This is a genomic window from Geminicoccus sp., from assembly GCF_035556675.1.
Taxonomy (GTDB): Bacteria; Pseudomonadota; Alphaproteobacteria; order Geminicoccales; family Geminicoccaceae; genus Geminicoccus.
This window is the reverse complement of record NZ_DATMFZ010000221.1, coordinates 20,815-40,612: the sequence shown is the minus strand read 5'-3', so window position 1 is coordinate 40,612 and position 19,798 is coordinate 20,815. Positions and strand designations below refer to the sequence as shown.

At 68.8% G+C, this 19,798-nt stretch carries 20 protein-coding genes; 5 read left to right on the top strand and 15 right to left on the bottom strand.

The genetic code is table 11. The features are described from left to right. Positions 1 to 4: 4 nt before the first annotated feature. Together VNS22_RS15570 and VNS22_RS15565 are read right to left on the bottom strand one after the other, a co-directional pair. Positions 5 to 1,048 (bottom strand): nitronate monooxygenase, encoded by a 1,044-nt coding sequence (locus VNS22_RS15570; RefSeq protein WP_325733956.1) that lies wholly within the window; start codon positions 1,046 to 1,048, stop codon positions 5 to 7. An 8-nt stretch (positions 1,049 to 1,056) separates the two neighbouring features. Continuing rightward, entirely contained in the window at positions 1,057 to 2,280 is a 1,224-nt protein-coding gene (locus VNS22_RS15565) for an aspartate kinase (protein ID WP_325733954.1), read from the bottom strand. Positions 2,281 to 2,460: 180 nt separating this feature from the next. Between VNS22_RS15565 and ubiG the strand changes: the two genes are divergently transcribed. From ubiG to VNS22_RS15550, 3 genes are all read left to right on the top strand, one after another. Next, positions 2,461 to 3,276: a bifunctional 2-polyprenyl-6-hydroxyphenol methylase/3-demethylubiquinol 3-O-methyltransferase UbiG gene (gene ubiG / locus VNS22_RS15560; RefSeq protein WP_325733952.1), complete on the top strand. Its 816-nt coding sequence runs from the start codon at positions 2,461 to 2,463 to the stop codon at positions 3,274 to 3,276. 125 nt (positions 3,277 to 3,401) lie between these two features. Next, entirely contained in the window at positions 3,402 to 3,848 is a 447-nt protein-coding gene (locus VNS22_RS15555; RefSeq protein WP_325733950.1) for a hypothetical protein, read from the top strand. 90 nt (positions 3,849 to 3,938) lie between these two features. Further along, positions 3,939 to 4,367: a hypothetical protein gene (locus tag VNS22_RS15550; protein WP_325733949.1), complete on the top strand. Its 429-nt coding sequence runs from the start codon at positions 3,939 to 3,941 to the stop codon at positions 4,365 to 4,367. Positions 4,368 to 4,371: 4 nt separating this feature from the next. Here VNS22_RS15550 and VNS22_RS15545 read toward each other — a convergent pair whose 3' ends face one another. Further along, entirely contained in the window at positions 4,372 to 5,367 is a 996-nt protein-coding gene (locus tag VNS22_RS15545) for a hypothetical protein (RefSeq protein ID WP_325733948.1), read from the bottom strand. A 207-nt stretch (positions 5,368 to 5,574) separates the two neighbouring features. On the opposite strand from VNS22_RS15545, the gene VNS22_RS15540 reads away from it, so the two are divergent. Continuing rightward, on the top strand, positions 5,575 to 6,600 hold the full coding sequence (locus VNS22_RS15540) for a helix-turn-helix domain-containing protein (RefSeq protein ID WP_414653368.1): 1,026 nt from the start codon (positions 5,575 to 5,577) through the stop codon (positions 6,598 to 6,600). 47 nt (positions 6,601 to 6,647) lie between these two features. Here the strand turns inward: VNS22_RS15540 and VNS22_RS15535 are convergent, their stop codons facing one another. From VNS22_RS15535 to VNS22_RS15525, 3 genes are read right to left on the bottom strand one after another with little or no spacing between them, the layout of a single operon-like run. Next, a complete protein-coding gene (locus tag VNS22_RS15535) occupies positions 6,648 to 7,073 on the bottom strand; it encodes a DUF1178 family protein (RefSeq protein WP_325733946.1) in 426 nt (141 codons plus the stop codon). A 28-nt stretch (positions 7,074 to 7,101) separates the two neighbouring features. Beyond that, entirely contained in the window at positions 7,102 to 7,386 is a 285-nt protein-coding gene (grxC, locus tag VNS22_RS15530) for a glutaredoxin 3 (protein ID WP_325733944.1), read from the bottom strand. Positions 7,387 to 7,444: 58 nt separating this feature from the next. After that, positions 7,445 to 8,236 carry a ComF family protein gene (locus VNS22_RS15525; protein WP_325733942.1) on the bottom strand — a complete coding sequence of 264 codons (792 nt, stop codon included), beginning with the start codon at positions 8,234 to 8,236 and terminating at the stop codon, positions 7,445 to 7,447. A gap of 181 nt (positions 8,237 to 8,417) precedes the next feature. Here VNS22_RS15525 and pyk point away from each other — a divergent pair, with 181 nt between their 5' ends. Continuing rightward, complete coding sequence (gene pyk / locus VNS22_RS15520; protein WP_325733938.1) at positions 8,418 to 9,833, top strand: pyruvate kinase; 1,416 nt, start codon at positions 8,418 to 8,420, stop codon at positions 9,831 to 9,833. A gap of 10 nt (positions 9,834 to 9,843) precedes the next feature. Here pyk and VNS22_RS15515 read toward each other — a convergent pair whose 3' ends face one another. From VNS22_RS15515 to leuS, 9 genes are all read right to left on the bottom strand, one after another. After that, on the bottom strand, positions 9,844 to 10,281 hold the full coding sequence (locus VNS22_RS15515; RefSeq protein WP_325733936.1) for a GFA family protein: 438 nt from the start codon (positions 10,279 to 10,281) through the stop codon (positions 9,844 to 9,846). A gap of 12 nt (positions 10,282 to 10,293) precedes the next feature. Then, positions 10,294 to 10,737: a DUF1284 domain-containing protein gene (locus tag VNS22_RS15510; RefSeq protein ID WP_325733934.1), complete on the bottom strand. Its 444-nt coding sequence runs from the start codon at positions 10,735 to 10,737 to the stop codon at positions 10,294 to 10,296. After that, positions 10,734 to 11,330, bottom strand: a complete 597-nt coding sequence (locus tag VNS22_RS15505; protein ID WP_325733932.1) for a biotin transporter BioY — start codon at positions 11,328 to 11,330, stop codon at positions 10,734 to 10,736. The genes VNS22_RS15510 and VNS22_RS15505 overlap by 4 nt, the downstream gene beginning before the upstream one ends. A gap of 131 nt (positions 11,331 to 11,461) precedes the next feature. Beyond that, positions 11,462 to 12,646, bottom strand: a complete 1,185-nt coding sequence (locus VNS22_RS15500; protein ID WP_325733930.1) for a UbiH/UbiF/VisC/COQ6 family ubiquinone biosynthesis hydroxylase — start codon at positions 12,644 to 12,646, stop codon at positions 11,462 to 11,464. 748 nt (positions 12,647 to 13,394) lie between these two features. After that, positions 13,395 to 14,561: an ABC transporter permease gene (locus tag VNS22_RS15495; RefSeq protein WP_325733928.1), complete on the bottom strand. Its 1,167-nt coding sequence runs from the start codon at positions 14,559 to 14,561 to the stop codon at positions 13,395 to 13,397. Next, positions 14,558 to 15,556 carry an ABC transporter permease gene (locus VNS22_RS15490; protein ID WP_349261807.1) on the bottom strand — a complete coding sequence of 333 codons (999 nt, stop codon included), beginning with the start codon at positions 15,554 to 15,556 and terminating at the stop codon, positions 14,558 to 14,560. The genes VNS22_RS15495 and VNS22_RS15490 overlap by 4 nt, the downstream gene beginning before the upstream one ends. A gap of 99 nt (positions 15,557 to 15,655) precedes the next feature. Further along, positions 15,656 to 16,684, bottom strand: coding sequence for a DNA polymerase III subunit delta (gene holA, locus VNS22_RS15485; RefSeq protein WP_325733925.1), 1,029 nt, complete (start codon positions 16,682 to 16,684; stop codon positions 15,656 to 15,658). Next, positions 16,681 to 17,223, bottom strand: a complete 543-nt coding sequence (gene lptE, locus VNS22_RS15480) for an LPS assembly lipoprotein LptE (protein WP_325733923.1) — start codon at positions 17,221 to 17,223, stop codon at positions 16,681 to 16,683. Before lptE ends, holA begins: the two co-directional genes overlap by 4 nt. Further along, positions 17,223 to 19,784 (bottom strand): leucine--tRNA ligase, encoded by a 2,562-nt coding sequence (gene leuS, locus VNS22_RS15475; protein WP_325733921.1) that lies wholly within the window; start codon positions 19,782 to 19,784, stop codon positions 17,223 to 17,225. Before leuS ends, lptE begins: the two co-directional genes overlap by 1 nt. Positions 19,785 to 19,798 lie beyond the last annotated feature (14 nt).

Genomic DNA, 19,798 nt, shown 5'->3' with positions numbered 1-19,798 from the left:
ACCGCTACTCCGCAGCTGCGGGCAAGGCACCCGCCGGCGCGCGACGGGCCAGCGCCGCCTCGGTCTGCACCACCAGTTCCGCCAGGATGTCCGTGACCGGCTCGACTGCCTTGACGAAGCCGACGCTCTGGCCGGCCATCAGCGAACCCTGTTCGACATCGCCCTCGACCACCGCCCGACGCAGCGCACCCGCCCAGAAGCGCTCGATCTGGAGCGAGGCCTCCTCGTAGCTGGCTTCGCCGCGCCGGTAGCGGCCGATCACCTCCACCTGGGTCTCGGCGAACCGCTCGGTCCCGGTATTCACCAGGCCACGGACCGGGATCACCTTGAACTGCGGGTCGATCTGCACCGAGGTCACCGCGTCGCGGGCGCTGGCCCGCACGAAGGCCTGCTTGAAGGCAGGATGCGCGATGGATTCCGTCGCGGCGGCAAAGCGCGTGCCCATCTGCACGCCTGCGGCACCCATGCGCAGATAGGCGGCGATCATCTCGCCATGCCCGATCCCGCCGGCCACGAACACCGGCACGTCGGTGACGAACGGCAGGATCTCCTGCGCCAGCACGGAGGTCGAGACCGGGCCGACATGGCCGCCCGCCTCGCTGCCCTCGATCACCAGGGCATCGGCGCCGGAGCGGACCAGCTTCTTCGCCAGCGCCAGGGTCGGAGCGAAGCAGACGAGCTTGGCACCACCCTGGCGGATCGCCTGGATCGTGTCCTTGTGCGGCAGCCCGCCGGCCAGGACGATGTGCGAGACCTTGCGGTCCAGGCAGACCTGGACGAGCCGCGCCAGGTCCGGATGCATCACGATCAGGTTGACCCCGAACGGTGCGTCGGACAGGGCCTGGGTCGCCTGGATCTCCTCGTCCAGCCGCTCCGGGGTCATCGCTCCGCAGGCCAGGACCCCGAAGGCACCGGCCCGGCCCAGCGCCGTCACCAGGTTGCGTTCGCTCACCCAGGTCATCGCGCCGCCGAGAAAGGCGAGTTCACAGCCCAGGAACCGGCGTCCCCGGGCGGAAGCTGCTGCCAGCAGCGGATGGGCAGGGAGCATGGTCACTGTTATCCGGCATCCAGGCCATAGGCAGAATGAAGCGAGCGGATGGCAAGTTCCATGTAGTCGGCACCGATCAGCACGCTGACCTTGATCTCCGAGGTCGAGATCGCCTGGATGTTGATGCCGCGCCCAGCAAGCGTGCGGAACATGGTGTGGGCGACGCCGGCATGGCTGCGCATGCCCACGCCCACCACCGAGATCTTCACCACGTTGCCGTCCGCGTCGATCCGCTCGATGCCGACGCTCTCCTTCAGCCCGTCGAGCAGCGCCTTGGCCCGGATCAGATCGGCCTTGCCCACGGTGAAGGTCATGGACGTGGTCGCGCCGTCGGAGGACACCGACTGGACGATCATGTCGACATTGATGTTGGCATCGGCGAGCGGCCCGAAGATCGCCGCGGCCACGCCCGGCTGGTCCGTGACGCCGGCCAGGGTGATCTTCGCCTCGTCCTTGCTGTGCGCAATGCCGGTGACGATGTTGTTTTCCATGATCTCGTCCTCGCCGACCACCAGCGTGCCGGGCTTGTCTTCGAAGCTGGAGAGTACCTGCACCCGGACCTGGTGCTGCATGGCGAGCGCCACCGAGCGCGTCTGCAGGACCTTCGCACCGAGCGAGGCCAGCTCCAGCATCTCCTCATAGGTGATCCGGTCGATCTTGCGCGCCTTGTCGCTGATCCGGGGATCAGTCGTGTAGACGCCGTCGACGTCGGTATAGATGTCGCAGCGCTCCGCCTTGATTGCCGCGGCGATTGCGACCGCCGACGTGTCCGAGCCGCCGCGGCCGAGCGTCGCGATCCGGCCGTCCGGCGAGACGCCCTGAAAGCCGGAGATCACCGCGACCTTGCCTTCGCCGAGCGTGCGCAGGAGGTTGTCCGGCGGGACGCTCTCGATTCGGGCCTTGGCGTGGCCACCCTCGGTCACCAGCGGGATCTGCCAGCCCTGGAAGGAGCGGGCCTTCACGCCCAGCTGGTTGAGCGCCACCGCGAGCAAACCGCTCGTCACCTGCTCGCCCGCGGCGACCACCGTATCATATTCGGCCGGATCGAAATGGCCGGCGTCCAGCTCGTCCACCCACTTGACCAGCTGGTTGGTGGTCCCGGCCATGGCCGACACCACCACGGCCACCTGATGGCCATCGTCCACCGCGCGCTTGACCAGGCGTGCAACGTTCCGGATGCGGTCTGGATCGGCGACGGACGTGCCGCCATACTTCTGGACGAGCAGAGCCAAGGATCGACGCTCTCGAAATGGGGTGGGGGCACCGGCCGCGCACGCGGAGCACGTCATCCCACGATTGAATGGACGCGGTTCTCATACTGGCCGGGCTTGTCTACCACAAGCCCGGCCAGGGCGGCATGGGCGACCGCCGGGCCCGCTGGAAAGCCGGCAACCGTAAGCGCGAGGGTGACCATGGTCGGCAACGAGGAGCGCAAGGCGAAGCGCAGGCCGGCGGCCAGGCAAAAGCCGGCCGGGCAGAAGGCGGCCGGGTCGCGCCCGGATCCGGCGCTCGATCCGCGCGAGGTGCAAAAGTTCGCGGCACTGGCCGGCCAGTGGTGGGACCCGGTCGGGCCGATGGCACCGCTCCACGCCATGAATCCCTGGCGCATCGGCGTGATCCGCGATGCGATCTGCCGGCAGTTCGGAGGCGACCCGGCAAAGCGGACCCCTCTGGTCGGACGCAGCCTGCTCGACATCGGCTGTGGTGCCGGCCTTCTGTGCGAGCCGATGGCCCGGCTGGGTGCGGAGGTGACCGGGATCGACCCGGCCGGCGAGGTGATCACCGCGGCCAGGCTGCATGCCGAGGAGCAGGAGCTACGGATCGACTACCGCGAGGCCACGGTCGCGGACATGGCGGCGCAGGGCCGGCGCTTCGACGTGGTGACCGCGCTGGAGGTGGTCGAGCACGCGGAGGATCCTGAGCGGCTCGTCCAGGAGGCGGCGGCCTGCGTGGCCGAGGGCGGCCTCCTGGTCGTGTCCACCATCGCCCGCACCAACCGGGCCTGGCTGCAGGCGATCGTGGCGGCGGAATATCTGCTGCGCTGGCTGCCGGCCGGCACCCATGACTGGCGCCGCTTCGTCCAGCCGTCGGAGCTGGCGCGCTGGGTGCGTGGCAGCGGACTGGTCGTGCAGGAACTCCGCGCGGTTACCTGGGACGCCCGGACGGGGCGGTTCGTCGACGCGCCGCGGCCGGACGTGAACTACCTGCTGGTCGCAGCGCGCCTTTAACCTCTTGTTTATGTATTTTCCGGAAAAATGGAGCGGTATTAACTATATCGCTTGCCAACCTCCGTGCCGCGAACATAAGCCATCAAGAACCAGAATGCCCGATCAATCCGGGCGCGGAGGTGTAGATGTGCCGTCTATTTTGGAGCCGGCTGGCGGTTGCGCTCGCCTTTGTCCTGGGTGCAGGCCAGGCCGGTACCGCACTGGCAGCCTGCAGCAAGGCGGATCTGGCCGGGCTGTGGCAGTATTATGTCATTACTTACCCGCCGGCACCTGCGTCGATCTTTCAGCCGACGCGTGATCCCTACTGGCATAGCTGCACGTTCGCCATCAAGCCGGACGGAACCATCAACCCGCAGAACTCGGTGTGCACCGATCAGGCGGGCCAGCAGACCAAGGTATCCGGCTCGGTCGAGAACATCGGCGGCAGCACCTGCATCATCCATGGCACCTACCAGCTGGGCAGCCTCCGGGTTTCCCTGACGCGCGGCGCCCTGTCCCGCGGCAAGGACCATATCGACGGGGCCGGCTCGTCCCCGGCCGGCTCCATCGTGTTCAACGCGACCAAGCTCTGACCTACCGGCACCCGGGCACACTTCTGCCAGGGTGCCGGCCCCGTGGGATACGCAGCGGTGCGCACCGACCGCTCAAGCGGAGAAAATCTGATGTCGCGTCTGAACCGCCTGATCCGCAGCGCGGCCACGGGCGCCCTGGCGCTCGCCTGCCTGGTTCCGGCCGCCCCGGCCGCAGCGGCCTGCAGCCAGAGTGATCTGGTCGGCACGTGGCAGTTCTTCTTCACCCACCACGTGGCCACGCCACCGTTCTGGATGAGCTGCACGTTCGAGATCAAGCCGACCGGCGCGTTCACGGCCGACCGCTCGACCTGCGCCAGCAGAAGCAACGTCAGCCGCAAGGCCTTCGGCGTGATCCAGCCGACCGCCGGCCAGTCGTGCACCTACAAGGGTTATGTCGTCGTCGGTGGCATCCGGTTCGAGTTGAACCACGCCACGATGCGCCGGACGAAGGACCATCTGAACGGCGTAGGCCTCCTCCGCGGCCTCAGCCCGACGATCTACAGCGCGACGAAGCTCTAGACGGTCACGGCCGTGATGGCGACGGCCGCAGCACCCTGCCGAAGAAGGCCACGACCTCTTCGTTGAGCCGCCTATGGAAGGCCCTGCGGTCGAAGTCGGGCGCATCGATGCAGATCATCGCCCAGGTCTCCGGCGCCGCTCTCTCCAGCCGAGGGTCGCAGGGCCGCAGGAACGCGAAATGCCCGGCGTTCTCCACCAGGTGGAACTCGGGCACCGCCGGCAGCGACCGGCGGAGGGGCGCCATGTTGGTCCGGTAGGGCACGACCTGGTCGTCCGCGGCGGCCCATAGCTGCACCGGCACGGCCACCTGCGCGAGCGCCGCCGCGTCGAAGGCGAAGCCGAAGCCCACCGCGGCCGCCACCGCAGCCCGGATGCGCGGGTCGTGGCGCCACGCGAGCACCGTGCCGGGTGAGGGCAGCCCGCCAATGCCGCACGCATGCTCGTCGGGATGGCCGGCACAATGGGCTGCGACCCGCTCCAGGTCCGGAACGGCGCCGACGGCCACCAGGGCCGTGAAGGCGCCGGCCGAGAAGCCGAAGATGCCGATGGCATCGGGGTCGATGCGATCCCGCCCTCCCCATGCGCCCAGCAGGTAGTCGATCACCAGGCCCACATGCCGTGGCCGCTCGACCATCCACCGGGCGGGCGGGTAGCGCTCGTCCTCGCTGTGGTTGCCGGTATGCGCCGGTGCCGCGACGACGAACCCGGCCTCCGCCAGGGCCAGCGCCAGGCCGGCATGGCCGCCGATCCAACCGCCCGATCCATGGGAGATGACCACCAGCGGCAGGCGATCGCCGGCAACCGGTGCATCCGGCGCCAGCGCCTGCCGGACGGGGCTGTCGACGTCTGTCCGGATCGCTGCGTCGCTCGGATACCAGATGCCGACTTCGATCGCTGCATCCTGCGGGTCCGGAACCCGGACATGCTGGAAGCCCGCCGCCTGGGCCCCTCCACCGGCGAAGACGAGCATGCCCGTCAGCATGATCGAACAAAACTTCATGGATCGCTGTCTCCCCTCCACCACCTTTGCCGGTGGCACATGGCGAGGAGACGATCCGTCCATCCGGACCGCGACCTGTTTCGCGATCGAGGTCGGCCTGGATCACGATCCGGTCCCAGGCAGCGGGAAGACGCGGCACCGTCGCGGCAGGAGCATCCGGGCTCTATACAGGGTCACCCCGTAGAACCCCGTTGGCGGGCTTGCCCCTTGATCTTCGTGCCGCTTCCATGGGTGGTCGCCCTGCTCCTCGCGATCCTGCTCGGGCGCATGGTCAGGCGCGTCGACGATCGTCCGGCCGACCGGCGCTTCGTGGCGCTGATCGCGGTCTATGCGGTTCTGTCGGTCGTGATCGGCTTGCGCTGGGGCTACGGCATCGAGGCCGTCCTGCCCCTGCAATCGGTCCTGGCCGCCCTGTTGCCGCCGCTCGCCTGGCTCTGCTTCACAGGCCTGACAGCGGCCGGCCGCCAGCGCCTCTGGCCCCATGCGCTGCCGGCCGGCCTGGTGCTCGTGCTGATCGTCCTGTGGCCCGGCCCGATCGACGTCGTGATCATCGCGACCTACCTGGCCTATGGCTTGGCACTCACCCGGCTGGCCCTGGCCGGCCCGGACGCACTGCGCCTAGCGCCGCTCGACGAGGCCCCTCTGATCCACCGGACCGTTCAGGTTACGGCAGCGGCCCTGCTCGCCTCCGCCCTCCTCGACCTCGCCATCCGGCTCGATCTTCAGTGGTGGGACGGCAGCCGCGCCGCCCTTCTGGTCGGTCTCGCGAACGTGCCGATCCTGCTGCTCCTGGGCATCGCCGCCGCGGCGGCCGGGCAGAAGGAAGCACCCGCCGAAGAGCCAGCACCGCCGGCCATGCCGCCGCCGGACGGCGAGGACCTCGAGATCGTCCGGCAGATCGACACGCTCATGCGCACCCGGCACGTATTCCGCGAGCCGGATCTCAACCTGAATCGCCTCGCCCGCAAGGCAGGGATCCCCGCGCGGCGCATCTCGGCGGCCATCAACCGGCTGCGCGACCGGAACGTCTCGCAATACGTCAACGATTACCGCATCGGCGAAGCCTGCCGTCTCCTCGCCGGCACGGACCTGCCGGTCACCGCCGTCATGCTGGAGGTCGGCTTCCAGACGAAGTCCAACTTCAACCGGGAGTTCCGGCGGGTGACGGGAACGAGCCCCATGGCCTGGCGAGCCGGGAAAGGAGGCCCGGCGCAAACAGAGGCCTCGGCATAGGCTTCGGCCGGCACCGGCCCGGGCTGAGCGCCCGGGCCACTGGCAAATCAGGCGTCGGCCTTGGGCAAGGGCGGCAGGAAGCCGAAGCCGATGCCCTCGTCGTGCAGGCTCTGCGCTTCCTCGAGCGTGGTCTGGCCGAAGATGTCGCGCTGCTCCTTCTCGCCGTAATGGATGGCACGCGCTTCCTCGGCGAACCGTTCCCCGACATTCTCGAAGTTCTTCTCGACATGCTCGTGCGCGGCACGCAGCTGCTGCATGAAGACCTTCATGCGGGCGCGCTGCTCGGCACGCGCGGCGGCCGCGTTCTCCGAGGTGCGCACCGCCGGCGCCATGATCGACTTGGCGATCCGGACGTCACCGCAGACCGGGCAGGTGAGCACGCCCTTGCCGGCCTGGTCCTCGAAGGCGGCATTGTCACGGAACCAGCCCTCGAACTCGTGGCCGGCCTGGCATTGCAGGGTGAACTTGATCACGATGCGGCTCCTGGCGGCATGGTGGCCGCTAGCTGCGGCTGACGGCAGCCGGCTCGCCCTGCCCGAGCAGGGCGTCCAGCCGGCCGGCCGCTTCCAGCGCATGCAGGTCGTCGGAGCCGCCGATGCCCTGCCCGTCGATGAAGATCTGCGGGACGGTGGTGCGGCCCCCGGCACGCTGGACCATCTCGCCGCGCCGGCCGGATTCTGACCAGAGGTCGATTTCCTGATAGGCGACCCCCTTCTGGTCGAGCAGCCGCTTGGCCCTGATGCAGTAGGGGCAGATCGGCGTGGTGTAGATTTCTATCCTGGACATGCTGCTACCGTTCTCCGCAGGTCAGTGCCGGAACGAACGGAGCACTCCGGCCCGGCTGTCATTCTCCTGGTGACGATATGGTCATCAAATCGCCGCGCACCACCCTCGCGAGCACCAGGACATCCACCTGGGCGGCGCCGGCCTCCAGCAGGGCGGAGGCGCAGGCTGCGAGCGTGCTGCCGGTGGTCAGCACATCATCCACCAGGATCAACCGGCGACCCTCGACAAGGCTGCGCGCGGGGGCCTCGAACACGTCGCCGGCCATGTTGCGGGCGCGGTCCGCGCCGCTCAGGCTCTGCTGGCTGCGCGTGGCCCGCCGCCGCGCCAGCGCACCGTCCATCACCGGCAGGCCGACCTGGCGCGCCACCGCGCGGGCCAGCAGGCTCGACTGGTTGTAGCCGCGCCACAGCATGCGCCAGCGATGCAGCGGCACCGGCACCAGCCCGTCGCTCTCGCCGAACAGGTCGTGCCCGGCCCTGGCCATCCAGGCGCCGAACGCCCGGACCGCCTGCAGCCGGCCACGATGCTTCATCGCCAGGATCATGGGCGCAGTGGCGCTGTCGTAGCACAAGGCGGCCCGGGCGCGATCATGCACGGGCGGGCTCACGATGCAGGCCGGGCAGACGATGCTACCGTCCGGAGCGCCCAGCACCGGGGTGGCGCAGCGCTGGCAGGCCGGCTCCGCGATGAAGCGCAGCTTCTGCCAGCAGGGCGGGCACAGGCTGCCCTGGCGCTCGACCATGTCACCGCAGGACGGGCAGCGGGGTGGCAGCACGGCATCGATCAGCACCTGCCCCATCCCGGCCAGGCTCTCGCGCAGGGACGGCAGCAGGATGGATGGTTCCAGCATGCGGCACACCCCTCCCCAACTCAGAGTTGAGAAAAGTCGTACCATTTGCTTTCCGGAAATACAATGTCCGGGCGGCGACACCCGCTCGGCCGCGCATGAACATGCAGGCCGGTCCAGCCGTGACATGACATCGCAACCGTCCGAAGCTATAGCGAGCCGGGCCTATGAACGGGGATTCATCATGCGTCGCGAACGCTGCGCCAAGATCGTAGCCACCCTTGGCCCATCCAGTTCGACCGAGCAGCGCATCCGCGAGCTGGCCGACGCCGGCGTGGACGTGTTCCGCTTCAACTTCAGCCATGGCAGCCACGAGGACCATGCCGAGCGCTTCCGGATCGTGCGCGCGATCGAGAAGGAGCGCCAGCGGCCGATCAGCTGCCTGATGGACCTGCAGGGGCCCAAGCTCAGGATCGGCACCTTCGCGGACGGCAAGATCAATCTCGTCGCCGGCCGGCCGTTCCGGCTGGAGCTGAACGGCGGGCCCGGCGACGAGCAGGCGGTCCAGCTGCCCCATCCAGAGATCTTCAAGGCGATCAAGCCTAGTACCGAGCTCCTGCTCGACGACGGCAAGATCCGGCTCAGGGTCGAGAAGGTCACCTCCGACAGCGCCGACACGGTGGTGGTCACCGGCGGACCCTTGTCGAACCGCAAGGGCGTGAACGTCCCCAACGCGGTCCTGCCGATCTCGGCGCTGACGCCCAAGGACCTGAACGACCTGTCGTTCGGCATGGACATGGGCTTCGACTGGGTGGCGCTGAGCTTCGTCCAGCGCCCCGACGACGTGGCCGAGGCGCGCAAGCTGGTGGTCGGCCGTGCGGCGATCATGGCCAAGATCGAGAAGCCTCAGGCGATCGACCGGCTCGACGAGATCCTGGAGCTGGTCGACGGCATCATGGTCGCGCGCGGCGACCTGGGCGTCGAGATGCCCCCGGAAGTGGTGCCGGGCCTGCAGAAGAAGATCATCCGGGCATCCCGCGAGCAGGGCAAGCCGGTGATCGTCGCGACCCAGATGCTGGAAAGCATGATCAAGGCGCCGGCCCCCACCCGGGCGGAGGCCTCGGATGTCGCCACCGCCGTGTTCGACGGCGCGGATGCGATGATGCTCTCGGCCGAGAGTGCGTCGGGCGATTATCCGGTCGAGGCCGTCCAGATCATGGACCGGATCATCAAGACCGCCGAGCGCGACCCGCTCTACCGCACCTATCTCGACGCCTACCACGCCCAGGCGCAGCGCACGACGGCGGACGCGATCACACTCGCCGCCGGCCAGGTCGCCCACACCATGCAGGCGGTGGCGATCGTCACCTACTCGACCAGTGGTGCCACCACCCTGCGCGCTGCGCGCGAGCGGCCCGACCGGCCGATCATCGGGCTGATCACCCGGATGGGCACCGCGCGCAAGCTGGCCCTGGCCTGGGGCGTCCACCCGATCTTCACCGGCGACGCCCATTCGCTCGACGAGATGGTCGACAAGGCGCGCCGCTATGCGGTGGAGGAAGGCTTCGCCCAGGCCGGCAACTGCGTGGTGATCACGGCGGGCCTGCCGTTCGGTACGCCGGGCGCCACCAATCTCCTGCGGATCGCCTGGGTGACCTGACCCGTGCCGGTCACCTCGGGGGCTCGCCCGGAAACTGGCGGGCCCCTTCCGGTATCACCACGCCCGGCAGCTTTTCCGCCGTCCAGATATGGAAGGCGCCGGCGAGGTCGACCGGCCGGTCGAGTGCTCCGCCCTTCACGCTGAAGACACCCCTGCGCGCCGAGCGATGCCAGAGTCGGCTCCCGCAGCTGGGGCAGAACGCGCAGCGCAGCTCGTCGCCGCTCAGCGTGGGCCGGCTCCAGACCTTCGGCTCGCCCTGGAGCAGGCGCACCCCGTCGGCCGGCAGGATCACCGAGATGCCGAAGGCGGAGGCGGACTGCCGGCGGCACTGGGTGCAATGGCAGACATAGAGCTCCATCGGCGGCTGCTCGAGCCGGAAGCGGATGGCGCCGCACTGGCACCCGCCCTCGCCCTGGGCCGGCGAGCCGGTCGTCTGGTCCTGCGCCATTCCATCCTCCCCTCAGGCGGCTTCGACGTCCTTCGCCATGTCGAGGCGGGTGCCGGCATAGCCGTTCGCCGCGATCCTGGTGCACAGTTCCGACCATTCGCATTTGCCACAGGCGGCGCGGATGGTGCCGGCCTCGAAGGCGCGGCGCAGGCGGGCCAGCAGCCGCGGGTCGAGCCTCAGCCGCTCGCCCGGCGCAATCGGCCAGTCGAGCAGTGCCGCCACTGCCGCCGCGGCCCGGCGGTCCCGCTCCAGGACGCCCGGCCGGTGGCAATGCGCGCCCTCCTCGCCGAGCAGGGGCTGACAGACATCGTCCGGCCCCTCGACGATCAGGATCTCCTCGCGCCCGCTCAGCCGGCGCGCGATCGCATCGAACCCTGTGCAGAAGGCCGGGCTGTAGCCCTTGCCGACATAGGTCAGCATGCACAGGAGGTGATGGGCGCGCAGGCGGACGGTCACTGGTCAGTGGCGCTCCGCCCGGTGCGGCGCCATGCCACCAGGAGCGCGGCCGCCAGCGCTGCCTTCAGGAATGCGCCCGGCAGGAACGGCAGGACGCCCGCCTGCAGCGCACCCTCGGCGCCGATCAGGCCGCTCAGCCAGACGGCACCCAGGAGCAGGATGACGAGGTTGCCGAGCAGCATCGTGCCGAACGAGGCGGCGATGCCGCGCCCCGTCCAGCCGCGCTCGGCCAGCCAGCCCACCAGCAGTGCTGCGACCGGGAAGGCGGCGAGATAGCCGGCGGTCGGGCCGACGAAATGCTGGGGCCCACCGGCACCGCCGGCCAGGACCGGCAGCCCGACCATCGCCTGGCCCAGCCAGGCGAGCACGGTCAGCGTGCCGAGCCGCCAGCCATAGGCGGCGCCCACGAGCGTGATGGCGAAGGTCTGCATCGTCATCGGCACCGGCAGCATCGGCACCTCGATCCAGGATGAGGCAGCGAGGAACAGCGTGCCCAGCAGTACGGCCAGGAGCTTCCAGGCGAGCGGACGGTCGGTCAGGCGCAGCGGTACGAACGAGGCGGGCAGGACGGCGGTCTCGGCGGCAGGGTGCAAGGCAAGGCTCCTGGCAATCGGGTCGGATCGGCCGCAGCAGGCACGGCCCGACGCGAAGCTAACGCGCGACCGACCGAGGCTCCACCCGGATCACGCCTGGTCCGGCCCGACTGCCCTTGGTCATGGCGGGATCAGCTGTCGCCGATGCCGAGCGTGCCCATCGCGTGGCGCATGAACAGGCGCTTGAGCGGTGGCAGCCGCTCGACCACCGCCAGGCCAGTCTCGCGCGCCAGCTTCAGCGGGAACAGGTCGTTGCCGAACAGCCGGGTGATCCCATCGGTGATCGCGACCATCGAGATGCCGTCCAGCCGCCGCCTTGAGGCATAGGCCGCCAGCGTTCCGGCATCGCCAGGATCGAGCCCGGCACTCAGCCGCGCGGTCACCAGCTCGACGATCGCGTCCACGTCGCGCAGCGCCAGGTTCCAGCCCTGGCCGGCGATCGGATGAATGCCGCGCAGGGCATCGCCCACCAGCGCCACCCGCTCGTCCGTGGCGCGTTCGGCCATCACCATGCGCAGTGGATAGGAGAAGCGCGGCCCCACCAGTTCCAGCTCGCCCAGCGCATCGCCGAACCGCTCCGCCACCTCGGCCAGGAACAGGCCGTCGTTCAGATGGGCGACCTCCTCGGCCAGCCGCTCCTCCAGCGCCCAGACGATCGAGGAGCGCAGCCCGCGCATCGGCAGCATCGCGAACGGCCCGTCCGGGAAGAACCGCTCCACCGCCCGGCCGTGATGGGGCAGGTCGTGGGCGAGCGTGCAGACCAGAGCACGCTGGTGGTAGTCCCACTCCTCCGTGTCGATGCCGAGCATGGCGCGGGTCCGGCTGAACCGGCCCTCGGTCACGAGCAACAGCCGGGCAGAGGCCGACCGGCCGCCGAGATCCACCGTGATCCGGGCCGGCGTGCGGTCGAAGGCCTGGATGCGGCGGCCGGCCACGACCTCCACGCTCGGCAGTTCGTCGACCCGCGCGATCAGGGCCTTGCGGAGGTCGCGGTTCTCGACGATCCAGCCGAATGGTTCCCGGCCCACGTCGAGATGGTCGTAGTGGACGGTGGCCGGCGAGTTCTTCTCGCCGACCTCGATATGGAGGATCGGCCCGGCCTGCTCGGCCACGGCGTCCCAGGCCCCGTAGCGGTCGAGCAGCCGCTTGGAACCCAGCGCCACCGCCGTCACCCGCCCGTCGAAGGAGGGCTCGACCAGCCGGTCGATGCGCTCCTGCTCGATCACCAGGACCCGCCCGCCGATCCGGCCGATGCCGGCGGCCACGGCCAGACCGGTCAGCCCGCCGCCGGCGATCACCACGTCGAACTCCGTCACCTCTGCTCCTTCCGCAAGGCCGCCCCGGCTGTGCCGACAGGATAGGCATCTGGCGAACTTCTGGCCAACCGGCACGGGCTCCGGCACCGGCCTTCCCTGTGTCGCCTGATTGGCACGCCCCTTGCTAGTAGTCGGGGGTGACCATCTTCCTTTTGGCCCGAGCGCCACGAACGGCGGCCACCGAGCCGCCGCTTCGTGGCCATTACGCCCGGAGGCTCGCCTCCGGGCTGTTTTTTTCCGGCCTCCTCACTGAACTCTCAGGCTGATCGGCACTGGATGCCGCTACTGCCTTCAGGCGGTCAGCATTGCGCCTCCGAGTAGCCACGGCCTTGCGTGCCGCCTCGCGCCGCTTCCGGGCCAGGGCTGCTTTGACACCCGCGTCTTTCATCCTTGCCTTGTGGCATGGCTTGCCACGCGTCGTCTGCCAATGATCCTGAAGAAGCCGAATGGCTTCCAGCGGATAAAGGCCCGCGTCATACATCCAATGATGCGTCTGACAGAGAAGAGCGAGATTGTCAGCCGCATTGTTTCCCGGATTATGATCAAGATGTGCGATGGTCAGGCAAGTGGGCAACTGGATCCCGCAGACAGCACAGCATTGAAAGGCAATGTGTGCATTCACCACTCGGCGAGCTTCGGCCTGATTTCGCTTCGATACCCCAGGTTGCGGCTTCTTCGTCCGTTCGAGTTCCCTGATCTCCGACACAGCCACCTCGTCACTCAACCCTCTGGTCAAAAGCTCGGACGCTCACTGATACGGATCGGCCGCGTCGCGCAGGCCGTCGCCCATGAAGTTGAAGGCCAGCACCACCAGGATCACCGGCACCACCGGCAGGAGCAGCCAGGGATAGAGGGCCACGACGTTGATGTTCTGCGCGTCGTTGAGAAGCACGCCCCAGGACACGATCGGCGGGCGCACGCCCAGGCCCAGGAAAGAGAGCGCCGTCTCGCCCAGGATCATGCTCGGGATCGAGAGGGTGGCCGATGCGATCAGGTGGCTGGTGAAGGACGGGATCAGGTGGCGGCCGATCACCCTTGCCGGCCTGGCGCCCATGAAGGTCGCGGCCTGCGCGAAGTCCTCCTCGCGCAGCGACAGGATCTTGGAGCGCACCGCGCGCGCCAGGCCGGTCCAGTCGATCAGGCCCAGGATGATGGTGATGCCGAAGAACACCCAGAGCGGGTCCCAGTCGACCGGCATCGCCGCCGACAGCGCCAGCCAGAGCGGGATGGTCGGAAAGCAGCGGATCACCTCGATCACCCGCTGGACCGCGGCATCGACCCAGCCGCCGTACCAGCCGGCCATGCCGCCCAGCGTGATCCCGAGCACGAAGCTCACCGCGATGCCGATCAGGCCGATGGTGAGCGATACCCGGGCACCGTAGAGGATGCGCGAGAACAGGTCGCGGCCCAGCCGGTCGGAGCCCATCAGGTAGAAGGTGCCGTTCTCCGCCGGGCAGACCAGGTGGCGGTCGCCCGGGATCATGCCCCAGAACAGGTAGCGGTCGCCCCGGCAGAAGAAGCGCAGTTTCTGCACCTTGGTCGTGTCCGGGACATAGATCCGCTTGAGCGTCTCCATGTCGAGCGTCTGCTTCCGGCCATACACGAACGGCCCGACGAACTCGCCCTCGTGGAACAGGTGGACCATCTGCGGTGGGCTGTTGATCGCGAACGCGTTGTGCGTGTCGCGGCCATGCGGGGCCAGGAACTCGGTGACGAAGATCGTGGCGTACATGAACGCCAGGAACCACATGGATACCACTGCCAGCTTGTGCCGCTTGAAGCGCCACCACAGGAGCTGCCACTGGGACGCCCTGGCCCAGCGCTCCCGCTCGGGATCGGCGGGTTCCTCGCGGTTGGGGTCGAACGGGGTGGTGTCGACCCAGCGTTCGCTCAGCGGATGACGGCGCTCGCTCATCGTTCCGCCCCGGCCCCCAGCCGGATCCGGGGGTCGAGGAAGCCCAGCAGGATGTCGGACACCAGCGTGCCGATCACCACCAGCGTCGCCTCCAGCATCAGGAACGAGCCGGCGAGATACATGTCCTGGGTCTGCAAGGCCCGCACCAGCATCGGCCCGGTGGTCGGCAGGGAGAGCACCACCGAGACCAAGGCGGCGCCGCTGATGAACTCCGGCAGGAGGTTGCCGATGTCGGCGACGAACGGGATCAGCGCCACCCGCAGGGGATACTTCACCAGCACCCGGTGCGACGGCAGCCCCTTGGCGCGCGCGGTCACCACGTAGGGTTTCCTCAGCTCGTCCAGGAGGTTGGCGCGCAGCCGGCGGATCATGGCGGCGGTGCCCGACGTGCCGATGATCAGCACCGGGATCCACATATGCTCCAGCACCGAGACGAACTTGGCCCAGGACATCGGCTGGTCGATGAATTCCGGATCGACCAGCCCGCCGATCGACGTGCCGAACCAGACATTGGCGAAGTAGAGCATCACCAGGGCCAGCAGGAAGTTCGGCGTGGCCAGGCCCAAAAAGCCCAGCAGCGTCAGGCCGTGGTCGCCCCAGGAATATTTATGGGTGGCCGAGTAGATGCCGATCGGGAACGCGATGATCCAGGTGAAGATGATCGTCGCGAAGCTGACGATGAAGGTCAGGAGCACCCGGTCGCCGATGACGTCGTTGACCGGCAGGTTGTACTCGAACGACCAGCCGAGATCGCCCTGGAGCAGGCCCCAGGCCCAGAACAGGTACTGCTCCCACAAGGGCCGGTCGAGGCCGTACTGCTGGCGCAGATGCTCGAGCTGCGCCTGGGGCATGTTCTCGCCCTGCGACTGCATCTCCGCCAGCTGGCTGGTGAGATAGTCGCCGGGCGGCAGCTGGATGATCACGAACACGACGACGCTGATCGCGATCAACGTCGGAATCATGGTGAGGCACCGACGGATCACGTAGCTGAGCAACGAGCCTTCCCCCGAGCGGATGCCCGAGATGCTAGTGCCTTTCGATGGCGAGAGAAATCGCCATGGCAGGAGGCGACCTTATTTCCGGAAACCATCTGCTCAGGCGCCGCCGACACCCCGCAGCCGCGGATCGCACAGCACCAGCAGGACCCGGTCGATGAGCTCGCGCCGGGGCGGCCCGCCCTCGCCCTTCAGACGCAGGTCGAGCTCCAGCAGCTCGCGCATCGCCCGCTGTGCCGCGCGTACCGTCCAGCGGCCGAGCGCCTTCTTCCAGGGATCGCGCAGCTTCCAGAACAGGCCGGCCACCACCTGGTCCGGCGAGCTGCCGGCATCCAGCTCCGCGCGCAGCCGGGCGAGGCGGCCGAACGCCGCCTGGAGGCGGTTCACGATCTGGATCTCGTTGCCGCCCTCGGCCAGCAGCCGGTCGAGGTCGGCCACCAGGCCCGGCCCGTCGCCGGTGAGCAGGTCGAGGATCAGGTCGTCCAGGCTGAGCACGCCGCCATCGGCGATCACCGCCCGCACGTCGGCGAGACCGACCTTGCCGGGCGGGTCGCCCATGTAGATCGCCAGCTTCTCGATCTCGGCGACGGTGACGGCGCGATCCGATCCCAGCGAGGCCAGCAGTGCCCCGAAGGCGTCACGGTCCACCACCAGCCGATGGCGCTGCAGCTCGTGGCGCAGCACGTCCTCGAGCGTGCGGCCCTCGTCGCGATAGCAGGCCAGGGAGGCCGCCTGGGGCGCCTTCTCGATCGCCCGGCGCAGGTCCGAGGAGCCGGGCAGGTCGCCGCCTTCCAGGAATACCAGGCTCTCCTGTGCCGGCAGCTTCAAAAGCTCGCGCACGGCCCCTTTGATCCGGTCGTCGGCGTCACGCACCCGCACTGCCCGCCGTCCGCCCAGGAGCGACAGGCTCTGCGCCTCCTCCAGCAGCAGGCGGGGATCGGCGGCGATCCGCTCTGCCGGCAGCTCGCCCACCCGGAAGGGATCCGAACGATCGCCGACCAGCCGGTCGAGCAGCGCCTCGATGCGCTGGACCACGAGGCCGCGGTCGGGGCCGTGGATCAGGAAGGTGGAGATGCCCGCGTCCGGTGCGGAGAGGAAGGCCTCGATCCGCTTCGGCTGGACGATCACGAGGCGGTCTCTTGGTCCGCCGGCTGGTTCTGCTCACGGAAGAACACGGCCAGCAGGGCCGCGATCTGCCGCGAGCTGTCCACCGCCGCCCGGCGCTCGGCGTCCTCCTCGGCCACCTGGGTCGAGTACGGCGCCCGGCTGACATTGTAGCTGGCGATCCGGCGGATCCGGTTGCGGTAGACGGAGACACCGTCGCTGCGCCGGTTCAGGCTGAACACCGCATCCAGGATCAGGTCGTAGCGCGTGATCGTGGCATTGAGCTGGATCGCCAGCGCCTTGGTCGTGCGCCCGATCGAGATGGCGAGGTCGTAGTCGGCCGGCACCTGGAGCGAGGACGGGTTGAGGTCGGTGGCGAGCGCCGCCTTCAGGGTCTGGCCGAGCCGCCCGTGCGGGACGATCACGTTGACCGAGGCCAGCTCGGCGCGCACGTCCTGGCCGGCCGAGAACTCGCCATAGAGCGGCTGGAAGCCGCAACCGGCGAGTGCCAGGCCGGCCGGCAGGACCAGGAGGGAGCGGCGCCGCACGGCCGGGCTCGCCATCAGACCACCACGTTCACGATCTTGTCCGGCACCACGATGATCTTCTTGAGCGGCTTGCCCTCCATCGCCCGGATCGTGCCCGGCTCCGCCAGCGCCGCGGCCTCCACCATCGCGCGCTCGGCCCCCTTGGGCACCCGGATCTCGCCGCGCCGCTTGCCGTTCACCTGGATCGGCAGGGTCACCTCCTCGGCACCCATCAGGCTGGGATCGGCCGCCGGCCACGACGTCTCGGCCAGGAGCCGCTCATGACCCAGCGTCGCCCAGGCCTCCTCGGTGACGTGCGGGATCATCGGGTTGAACAGCCGCACCAGCGTCTCGATCGCCTCGCGCAGCACCGCCGCCCCCGGCTGGCCACGCTTGAGGTGCCCCTCGATCGTGTTGTGCAGCTCGCGCAGCAGCGCCACCGCCTTGTTGAAGTGGAAGCGCTCGATCGCATGGGTCACCCCGTCGATCGTCACGTGGACGGCGCGGCGCAGCTCCAGGTCCGCGCCCTCGGCTCCCTCCGGTACGATGCCCGGCTCGCCCAGCCGCTCCCTGGTCTCGTCGACCAGCCGCCACAGCCGGTTCAGGTAGCGCCAGGCCCCGTCGATGCCGCCATCGGTCCATTCCAGGTCGCGGTCCGGCGGGCTGTCCGAGAGCATGAACAGCCGGGCAGTGTCGGCGCCGTAGGCCTGGATGATGTCGGTGGGGTCGATCGTGTTGAGCTTGGACTTGCTCATCTTCTCGACCCGGCCGGCCACCACCGGCCGCTCACCGTCGACCGTCACCCACTGGCCGGCATCGTTCTTCTTGACCTTGCCGGGCTCCAGCCAGTTGCCCTGCTCGTCCTGGAAGGTCTGGTGGTTGATCATGCCCTGGGTGAACAGGCCCTGGAACGGCTCGTCCACCGACAGGTAGCCGACCTTCTTCATCGCGCGGGTATAGAAGCGCGAATAGAGCAGGTGCAGCACGGCATGCTCGACGCCGCCGATATACTGGTCGACCGGCAGCCAGTAATCGACCTCCTCCTTGCGGCAGGGGCCGTCCTCGTAATCCGGGGAGCAGTAGCGCGCGAAGTACCAGGACGATTCCACGAACGTGTCCATCGTGTCGGTCTCGCGCGTGGCGGGCCGCCCATCCGGCAGGGTGGTGTGCTTCCAGGTCGGATGGAGATCGAGCGGATTGCCGGGCCTGGAGAAGTCCACGTCCTCGGGCAGGGTCACCGGCAGCTGGTCGCGCGGCACCGGCACCACCGTGCCGTCCTCGGCATAGAGCACCGGGATCGGGCAGCCCCAGTAGCGCTGGCGGGACAGGCCCCAGTCGCGCAGGCGGAACTGCACCTGGCGCTCGCCGACCCCCAGCTCCTCCAGCCGGTCGATCACGGTCTTCTTGGCGGTGGGCACGTCGAGCCCGTCCAGGAAGTCCGAATGGAAGATCCGGCCGTCCTCGGTATAGGCCTCGTCGCCGATCGCGAAGCTCTCCGGGTCGGCCCCTTCGGGCAGCACGACCGGGATGACCGGCCGGCCATACTTGCGGGCGAACTCCAGGTCGCGCTGGTCGTGCGCCGGGCAGCCGAAGATGGCGCCGGTGCCGTAGTCCATCAGCACGAAGTTCGCGACATAGACCGGCAGCAGGACGTCCGGCAGGAACGGATGCCGCGCCTTCAGCCCGGTATCGAAGCCCTTCTTCTCGGCCTTTTCCAGCGCCTCCTCGGACGTGCCGAGCAGCTTGCACTCCTCGGCGAACGCGCGGAGGCTCGGGTTCGTTCGGGAAAGCTCCTCGGCCAGCGGGTGGTCCGGGGCGATCGCCAGGAAGGAGGCGCCGAACAGCGTGTCCGGGCGGGTGGTGTAGACCACCAGCGGCTCGTTGCGGCCCTCGACCTGGAAGCGGACCTTCGCTCCCTCCGAACGGCCGATCCAGTTCTGCTGCATCAGCCGGACCTTTTCCGGCCAGCGGTCCAGCGTCTCCAGGCTCTTCAGGAGATCATCGGCATAGTCGGTGATCTTGAAGAACCACTGGTTCAGCTTGCGCCGCTCGACCGGGGCGCCGGAGCGCCAGCCCTTGCCATCGATCACCTGCTCGTTGGCGAGCACGGTGTTGTCGACCGGGTCCCAGTTGACCCAGCTCTCCTTGCGATAGACCAGGCCCGCCTCGAGGAAGTCGAGGAACATCGCCTGCTCGTGCTTGTAGTATTCGGGCGAGCAGGTCGCGATCTCGCGCGACCAGTCGATCGACAGGCCCATCGTCTTCAGCTGGGCGCGCATCTCGGCGATGTTGGCATAGGTCCACGTGGCCGGGTGGATGCCGCGCTTGATCGCAGCGCCCTCGGCGGGCAGGCCGAACGCATCCCAGCCCATCGGGTGCAGTACGTTGAAGCCCTGGGCCCGCTTGTAGCGCGCGATCAGGTCACCCAGCGCGTAGTTGCGGACATGGCCCATATGGATGCGCCCCGACGGATAGGGGAACATTTCCATGGCGAAGTACTTGGGCTTCGACTGGTCGACGCGCGCCTCGAACAGGCGGCGTTCTTCCCAGATCCGCTGCCATTTCTGTTCGGCGGCACGCAACGCATATCGGGACATGGAGGAATTCGGTC